The following is a 7,971-nucleotide window of genomic DNA, read 5'->3' as shown; positions in this document are numbered from 1 at the left end:
AGGTGCCGGACGAAGTACGACTCCTCCTCGGGATCGTTCGTCCACACGGACGAACTCGAACGCCCGGTCCACCGAGCGTCCGAGTTCGTGCACGAGCAGCAGATGGGCCAGCCCGCCGTCGGCGAACTCCGCGTCCCGCAGCGCCAGCCGGATCCCGTACAGGGCGTCGTCGGCGAGCCGGCGCGCCTCGGCCGGGGAGGTCCCGGTCGTGGCGAGCGGGTTCCAGGCGCCCGCCGCGGCGTCGGCCGACCGGTCCTCGACGGCGTCCAGCAGGTGCGCGAGCCGGCCGAAGAGCCGGCCGGCCTCGGCGAGCGGTGCGGTGTTACCCGGACGGCCGGCCAGTACGGCGGTGTGCGCGAAGGCCGCGGCGGTGGCCGTCTCGGTCGGTTCGGTGACCGTCAGCAGCGGCGTGCCCGGCCCCGCGAGCGCCTCGACGGCGAGTTGCCGGTCGACGGCGTCGACCAGGACCGCGGTGTCGAACCCGACGGCCGCGCCGCCCCGGGCCCCGGCCCGTCCCCAGTCGGCGGCGACCCGGCGGGCGACCGCCGCGACCGGCCGGCGTGCCAGCAGCCCGTCCCGGTCGGCGACATGGTCACGCACCTTGGCCGAGGCGAGCACCAAAGAGACCGCGGCGGCGAGCCGCGCGCCCTCGCCGCGCGCCACCGAGGCGGTCCGCATCCCGCGCAGCGGGCACGGTCCCGCCGTGCGCCGGCCGTCGGCGGGCCGCTCCGCCTGAGCCTCCGTCAAAACGGATATGAGCAGCCCGTCGTAGTTCGTGACGACGCGTGCGAACTGTCCGTGGTCGCCGCGGAGTGCGAGACACAGCCCGCACAGGTGCGCCTGCCATTGCGCGCGGAACCTGTCCCCGAGTCGATGACCACATGGTCTGACCATCCCGAACATGCGCGCATACCCCCCGTGCCGATTCACCCTGACGCACTGTTCATCACCCATACGCCCGGAACAATCATATTTCACTCTCAGTCAGCATGGGTGTGAGTCACGGCCCTTGGGGCACTTGGGCTCTCGACGTATTGGCTCTGCACCAGTACCGTCACAAACCCCCCGTGCGGCGTCTATCCACTTGGCGCACCATCCGCATCATGGACGACCATAGGGATGCGGAAGCAAGCAAGACCGCTGTGAGAGGAGGCGTCCATGGGATCGGTACGCAAGGCGAGTGCCTGGCTTGGCCTCGTCGACGACAACGATGACGAGCGCTACTACGACGACGACTACTCCGAAGGGACCGAGCAGCCCGGGGACGCCTGGGTCACCGACCCCCGGGTCAAGGTGGCCTCGGACACCGCCGAGGAGAAGGGCCGCCGGATCGGCACGGTCACCCCGGACAGCTTCCGGGACGCCCGCGCGATCGGCGAGCTGTTCCGTGAGGGCGTGCCGGTCATCGTGAACCTCACGGCCATGGAATCGGGCGACGCCAAACGGGTCGTCGACTTCGCGGCCGGACTGATCTTCGGCCTGCGCGGCTCGATCGAGCGGGTGTCCAACCGGGTCTTCCTGCTGACCCCCGCCCACACCGAGATCGTCAGCGGCGAACCGGCCGCGCGCCGCGAGGACGGCTTCTACAACCAGAGCTGAGGCAGGGCCGCTCGCCGGCCCTGCCCCCGCGCAGGGGTCACCGGAAGGCGTCGAGCCCGGTGAGCGCCTTGCCCAGCACCAACTGGTGCATCTCGACGGTGCCTTCGTAGGTGAGCACCGACTCCAGGTTCGTCGCGTGCCGCATCACGGGATACTCCAGCGAGATCCCGTTCGCCCCGAGAATCGTCCGCGCCGTACGGCAGATCTCGATCGCCTCCCGTACGTTGTTGAGCTTGCCGAAGCTGACCTGCTCGGGACGCAGGCGGCCGGCGTCCATCCGCCGCCCCAGATGATGGGCGAGCAGGATCCCCTTGTGCAGTTCGACCGCCATGTCGGCGAGTTTGGCCTGGGTGAGCTGGAAACCCCCGATGGGCCGACCGAACTGCTCCCGGGACTTCGCGTAGTCGACGGCGGCCTCGAAGCAGCTGCGCGCCGCGCCCATGGCCCCCCACACGATCCCGTACCGGGCGTGCGACAGGCAGCTGAGCGGCCCCTTGAGCCCGGTGACCTCCGGCAGCACCGCGTCCGCCGGCAGCCGTACGTCGTCGAGGACCAGCTCACTGGTGACACTGGCCCGCAGCGACCACTTGTGCTTGATCTCGGGCGCCGAGAACCCGGGCGTGTCCGTGGGCACGACGAACCCCCGGATCCCGTTGTCGCTCTGCGCCCATACGACGGCCACCCCGGCCACCGACCCGTTGGTGATCCACATCTTGCGGCCGTTGAGCACCCAGTCGCCGCCGGCGTCGCGCTTGGCGTACGTCCGCATGGCGGCCGGGTCGGACCCGTGATCCGGCTCGGTGAGCCCGAAGCAGCCGATGACGTCGCCCGCCGCCATGTCCGGCAGCCACCGCTGCTTCTGCGCCTCGCTCCCGAACCGGTGGACGGCGTACATGGCGAGCGAACCCTGCACGGACACCAGCGACCGGATCCCCGAGTCGGCGGCCTCCAGCTCCAGACAGGCGAGCCCGTACTGCACGGCGGAGGCGCCGGCACAGCCGTACCCACTGAGCGACATCCCGAGCGCCCCGACGGACCCCAGCTCCTTGGCGAGCTCCCTGATCCCGGGCAGCTCCCCGCTCTCGTACCACTCGGCGACGAAGGGCAGCACCCGATCCGCCGCCCACCTCCGCACGGTCTCCCGCACGGCGAGGTCCTCCGGCTCCAGAAGATCGTCGAGCCCGAGCGGATCCCCGGCGTCGAACGGAGGCAACTTCACGGACGCGGACATGTGAACCCTCCCGAAAACTAGCACCGCTAGTTACGACAGGCTACCCCGCCGCCCGCCGTCGCGGGCGGTGCGCTACGCCGAGACGCGCGAGCGGGCCGGTTCCCTGGGGGCCGGGACCTCCACCGGAGCATCCTCGCACTGCATGACCCGCGGCAGCCGCAGTGCCATCACCGCGCCCAGGAGCAGCAGACCCGCGCTCACCAGGAGGGTCACGTGCAGGCCGTGCACGAAGGAGTCGCGGGCCGCCCGGCGCAGGGCCGCGCCCGCCGGTCCGCCGAGGCGCCCGGCGACGTCGTACGCCTCGCCCAGCGAATGCCCCGCCGCGGCCGAGGCCGACTCCGGCACGCCCGGCACGGCGGCGAGGCCGGGCGCGTACGCCGCGTTCATCACGCTGCCGAGCAGCGCGATCCCGATTCCGGCCCCCAGCTGGTACGACGTCTCGCCGATCGCCGCCGCGCCGCCCGCCTGAGCGGCCGGGGCCTCGCTCAGCATCGACTCGTACGCCCCGAAAAGGGTGGTCTCCAGGCCGAAGCCGAGGAGCACGAAACCGAGGAGCAGCAGGCCTGCGTTGTCGACCCCGCCCATCGCCGTCAGCGTCAGCACCGCGGCCGCGGTCAGGAAGAACCCGAAGCACACCATCCGGCGCGGCCCGAAGCGCCGCAGCATCCGCGCCCCGGCCAGCCCCGCCGCCATCGCGGCGAGCGTCAGCGGCAGCAGGCGCAGCCCCGTCCGCAGCGGGGACAGGCCGAGGACCAGTTGCAGGTACTGCGCGGCGATCAGTTCGAGGCCCACCAGAGCGAGCATCGCCAGCACGATGCAGCACACGGCCGTACTGAACGCGGGCCGCGCGAACATCTTCAGGTCCACCAGCGGGAACGCGCGGCGTCTCTGCCGTCGCACGAAGAGGACCAGCAGGAGCGCGCCGAGCAGGAGCGGCGCCAGCGTGAGCACGCTGGCGGCCGGTTCGCCGCCACCCAGGCGCTTGACCGAGAACACCACGCCGAACAGGCCGGCCGCCGCCATCAGGGCGCCGATCACGTCCCAGGGGCCGTCGCGGTCGCCGCGGGACTCCGGGAGCAGAAGTCGCCCCACCGGGAGGCTGACCAGCATCAACGGGATGTTGACCAGGAAGACGGAGCCCCACCAGAAGTGCTCCAGGAGGAAGCCTCCGAGGAGCGGGCCGACGGCCGCGCCGACCGCCGCCACCGCGCTCCAGACACCGATGGCCAGGGCCCGTTCCCGGCGGTCGGGGAAGACCTGCCGGAGGATCGACAGCGTCGCGGGCATGATCATCGCGCCGCCCGCGCCGAGCAGCGCCCGCGCGAGGATCAGCGTCTCGGCGCTCGGCGCGAGGGCCGCCGCCGCGGAGGCGACGCCGAACAGGGCGTATCCGAGGAGGAGCACGCGCCGCCGGCCCACGCGGTCGCCGAGCGTGCCGAACAGGATCAGCAGCGAGGCGCAGACCAGCGGGTAGACGTCGACGATCCAGAGCAGCTGCATCGCACCGGGCTTGAGGTCCTCGGTGACGGCGGGCACCGCGACGTGCAGCACGGTCGCGTCGAGCGCGACGAGCAGCAGGCTGACGCACAGGACGACGAGGACGACCCAGCGGTTGGCACCGGCTCCGGATCCGGGCGCCCGCCGGCGCGGCCGTACGGCAGCCGTGGTCGTCCCGGACATGTACGTACCTCCCAGATGATCCCTCGCGTGCGGCGGATCGGCGGGGCGGGGACTCCCCGTCGTACGGCCGGAGAGGAGCGGGGTCTCCGGCCCGCGCAGACGAACGCGAGTGACACGTCAGCGTACGCGAGTTCGTTCCCCGGGCACGTGGCGGACCTCTCACACTCCTCGTCGAACCTGTGTGGTGTACGCCACTGGCCCTGCCGCGCGCCACGCCCCGCCGGGCCCCGCGGTTCCCCGCCCCGTCGATAATCGACTCCGTGACCGATCTTGAGAGGCCCGTGGCGGCACCGCGCGCCCCGGCCCTGCGCCGGGCGGCCCCCGCCCTGCTCGGGTACGCGGCCGTGCGCGCCCTGGGCCTGCTCACGCTGGCCGCATGGAGCGCGGCGCGCGGCAAGAGCGCGTACACGTTGTTGACGTCACGCTGGGACTCGCTGTGGTACACGCGGGTCGCCGAACAGGGTTACGGCTACGAGGTGCGGCTGCCGAACGGCGACGTCCACTCGAACCTGGCGTTCTTCCCGCTGCTGCCCTGGCTGGAGCGGGCGCTGCACGCGCTCACCCCCCTCTCGTACCCCGGCGCGGGCTTCACCGTCAGCCTGCTCGCCTCGCTCGCGGCGGCCTGGGGGGTCTTCGCGGTGACGGACCTCGTGCACGGGCGCCGGGTGGGGGTCTGCGCGGTGCTGCTGTGGGCGGTGCTGCCCGTCGGGATCGTGCAGTCGATGGCGTACAGCGAGTCGCTGTTCACGGCCCTGGCGGCGTGGTCGCTGTACGCCGTGCTGACCGGTCGCTGGCCGACCGCGGGCGTACTGGCCGCGCTGGCGGGGCTGACCCGGCCGGTGGGGCTCGCCGTGGTGGCGGCGGTGTGGACGGCCGGGGTGGTCTCGTTCGTGCGGGATCGGAGCGGGGGCGCGCGGGACCAGGGCGTGGGAGATGCTCACGGCGTACGCGAGGGGGAACGCGCCCCCGAGGGGCCCAGCGCCGCGCACGCCCGGCGCGTTCCGCTGACAACGGGCGCCCCTCCCTGGCGCCGCGCCCTCGGCATGCTCCTCGCTCCTCTCGGCACCGCCTCCTATGTCCTGTGGGTGGGCCACCGCACCGGCAACGGTCCGCTCGGTTACCTGGACGTCCAGGCCGGCTGGCGCAACGGGTTCGACGGCGGCTATGCGTTCGCCCGCTTCGTGGCCGACAAGTTCACGTCAATTCCGTCCGCTTCGGCGGGAGTGGGTTTGATCGTCGGCGTCTGCCTGCTGCTGTGGCTTTACCTGACCGGCGTCCGCCAGCGCCAGCCCCTCGCGCTGCTGGTCTACACGGGTGTCGTCCTCGCGCTGGCGCTGTGCGCGTCGAGCTACTTCGGGTCCAAGCCACGACTGCTGATGCCGGCCTTCCCCGTGCTGCTGCCGCTCGCCCGGTCCCTCGCGCGGCTGCGCACCGGCAGATCGGCGCTGGTCACGGCCGGTGTCGCGGTGGCCACGGCGATGTATGGCGCGTTCTGGCTGAACGGCTCGGGACCTCCATGATCATTTCCTTCGACCCGATGAGCAGCCGGAGAATTCCACCCCATGCTCCGGTTAACGAATTCATAAGTGCCATAAAACGGCGACCCGGAATGATCAAAGGAATTGAAGGACGGACACGCCGAGGATTACGGAATCCTTAGAATTCGGAGACCTCCTGAGAGGTTTCCCACATCACATCGTCATCACAAAGCCGCTGTTTCGACCGGGAACAGAGCTCACTCGCTGTAACGTCGATTGGGTGCGTACCGAACGAAACCTCACCCGTCTGGACCGGGTGTTCGCCAGGCTGGACCGTGAGCCGGAACGGCCGGCCCACATTGACGTGCCGAAGATGAGCCGGCACCGGGTCGTGTTGTTCACCGCGACCCTGGCCTTCTACCTGGCGATCGTGTGGGCCGTCGTGATCACGTCGTGGCTGGTCCGGCTCGACTGGCAGGTCATGTTCTTCCGGCCGTACCAGCAGTGGGCGGCGATCCACTGGTTCGTCGACTACTACGTGGTCCTCGGCCAGCGCGGCCCCACCGCCGTGATGGTCGCGGCCTGGCTCGGCTGGCGCTCCTGGCGGCAGCACACGATCCGCCCGCTGCTGACGCTCGGTGCCTCACTGCTGCTGCTCAACATCACGGTGGGCGCCGCCAAGCTCGGCATGGGGCGCCTCGGTCCGCACTACGCGACCGTCATCGGCTCGAACGAGATGGGCCTGGGCGGCGATATATTTCCCAGCGGCCACACCGCCAACGCGGTGGTGACGTGGGGAATTCTGGCGTATCTGGCCTCCACCCCGAGGGCCCGCCGCTGGCTGTCCGCGGTCTCCGCGGTGACCTCCCTCGGCGTCGGCATGTCCACCGTCTACCTCGGTACGCACTGGCTGAGCGACGTGTTGCTGGGCTGGGCCGCCGGACTGCTGATCCTGCTGGCACTGCCGTGGTGCGAGCCGTTCATCGCCCGCGCCGAGACCTGGATCCTCGACCTGCGCGACCGCTGGCGCTCCCGCCGTGGCGTCCCGGCACCCGCGCCCGTCCCGGTCCCCGTGGTCCTCAAGCCGCGTCCCGCGCCCGTCGAGCAGACGGCACCCGAGCGCGAGCCGGTCGCCTCGGGCCGTGCGCCGAGGACCCCGATCCATCTGGCGCCGGGCCCGCACACGGCCCGCTCGGAGCGCAGCCCGGTGACCCCGGCGGGCAGCCGCCGCCCGCAGCACCCCGAGCGTCCGCCGCGCGGCACTCCGGCCCAGACGGCCCGCCCGCTGACGGGCGGCTGACCACACCGCGGCGGGGGCCCGGTACGCAGGGACCCGCCCCGCCGTACGGTCAGCCCTTCCAGGCGCGCGCCACGACCCCGTCCCGCACCTCGAAGTTGAGCCTTCCCGCCCGGTACTCCATGGTGATGATCGCGCCGGGCGGAAGCGCGCGCACCGTGGACCAGCCCCGCCGCCGGGCCCGCTGTTCCGCTTCGCCCGCGTCCAGGCCTACGTACTCCTGCGTGCTGTCCTGGGGCTCCTCGCGCGGAGCGGGATTCGGTGCCATGCGGTCACGCTATCCCGAGTCCGGGGCCGGTCACACTTCTGTCACAGAATCACGGCACGCGTTTGTGTCGTACCGGGTCACCCGTACGAGCCGTTCCGTACGCCTTCCGGGCGCATTCGAACGCAATTCCCCACTGTCGGCGGAGTCTTCCGAATAGCCGCCGGAAAGAACAGGAACCGGCGACCCGGGGAGCTGCCCGAGCCCATTTCATTCCGAATCCACGGGCCGCGAGGGCAGCTGACACCGCATAAGAGTTTCACCGCTTCACCACAGAGCCCCCTACGGCGGCGGACCGTCGGGGGCCGCGGCTTCGCGAACTCCGCGGTCGCCGTCCCCGCGTGAATCCCCGTCACCTCGGGATCCGGCGCCCCGTTTCGGAACATGCACATGCCGCCCCGGAACGCGCCTCGCCCCGCCC

The 7,971-nt window shown here is 71.6% G+C and carries 7 protein-coding genes; 3 read left to right on the top strand and 4 right to left on the bottom strand.

The genetic code is table 11. The features are described 5' to 3' along the window. The coding region (locus ABZ646_RS34535) for a DUF5685 family protein (RefSeq protein ID WP_360527885.1) at positions 1-903 on the bottom strand (903 nt) is incomplete at its 3' end. A gap of 255 nt (positions 904-1,158) precedes the next feature. On the opposite strand from ABZ646_RS34535, the gene ABZ646_RS34530 reads away from it, so the two are divergent. Next, a complete protein-coding gene (locus tag ABZ646_RS34530) occupies positions 1,159-1,599 on the top strand; it encodes a cell division protein SepF (protein WP_046728992.1) in 441 nt (146 codons plus the stop codon). Between the two features lie 37 nt (positions 1,600-1,636). Here the strand turns inward: ABZ646_RS34530 and ABZ646_RS34525 are convergent, their stop codons facing one another. Further along, positions 1,637-2,830 carry an acyl-CoA dehydrogenase family protein gene (locus tag ABZ646_RS34525; RefSeq protein WP_360527882.1) on the bottom strand — a complete coding sequence of 398 codons (1,194 nt, stop codon included), beginning with the start codon at positions 2,828-2,830 and terminating at the stop codon, positions 1,637-1,639. A gap of 72 nt (positions 2,831-2,902) precedes the next feature. Next, positions 2,903-4,510 (bottom strand): MFS transporter, encoded by a 1,608-nt coding sequence (locus ABZ646_RS34520; RefSeq protein ID WP_360527879.1) that lies wholly within the window; start codon positions 4,508-4,510, stop codon positions 2,903-2,905. Positions 4,511-4,770: 260 nt separating this feature from the next. On the opposite strand from ABZ646_RS34520, the gene ABZ646_RS34515 reads away from it, so the two are divergent. Then, positions 4,771-6,030 carry a mannosyltransferase family protein gene (locus ABZ646_RS34515; RefSeq protein WP_360527876.1) on the top strand — a complete coding sequence of 420 codons (1,260 nt, stop codon included), beginning with the start codon at positions 4,771-4,773 and terminating at the stop codon, positions 6,028-6,030. Between the two features lie 238 nt (positions 6,031-6,268). Continuing rightward, positions 6,269-7,288, top strand: a complete 1,020-nt coding sequence (locus ABZ646_RS34510) for a phosphatase PAP2 family protein (RefSeq protein ID WP_360527873.1) — start codon at positions 6,269-6,271, stop codon at positions 7,286-7,288. Between the two features lie 49 nt (positions 7,289-7,337). Here ABZ646_RS34510 and ABZ646_RS34505 read toward each other — a convergent pair whose 3' ends face one another. Further along, positions 7,338-7,553: an I78 family peptidase inhibitor gene (locus tag ABZ646_RS34505; RefSeq protein ID WP_360527870.1), complete on the bottom strand. Its 216-nt coding sequence runs from the start codon at positions 7,551-7,553 to the stop codon at positions 7,338-7,340. Positions 7,554-7,971: the final 418 nt, after the last annotated feature.

The organism is Streptomyces sp. NPDC007162, assembly GCF_040634175.1.
Taxonomy (GTDB): domain Bacteria; phylum Actinomycetota; class Actinomycetes; order Streptomycetales; family Streptomycetaceae; genus Streptomyces.
Note: the sequence above shows the minus strand (reverse complement) of the source record. Positions and strands in the feature narration are given on the sequence as shown.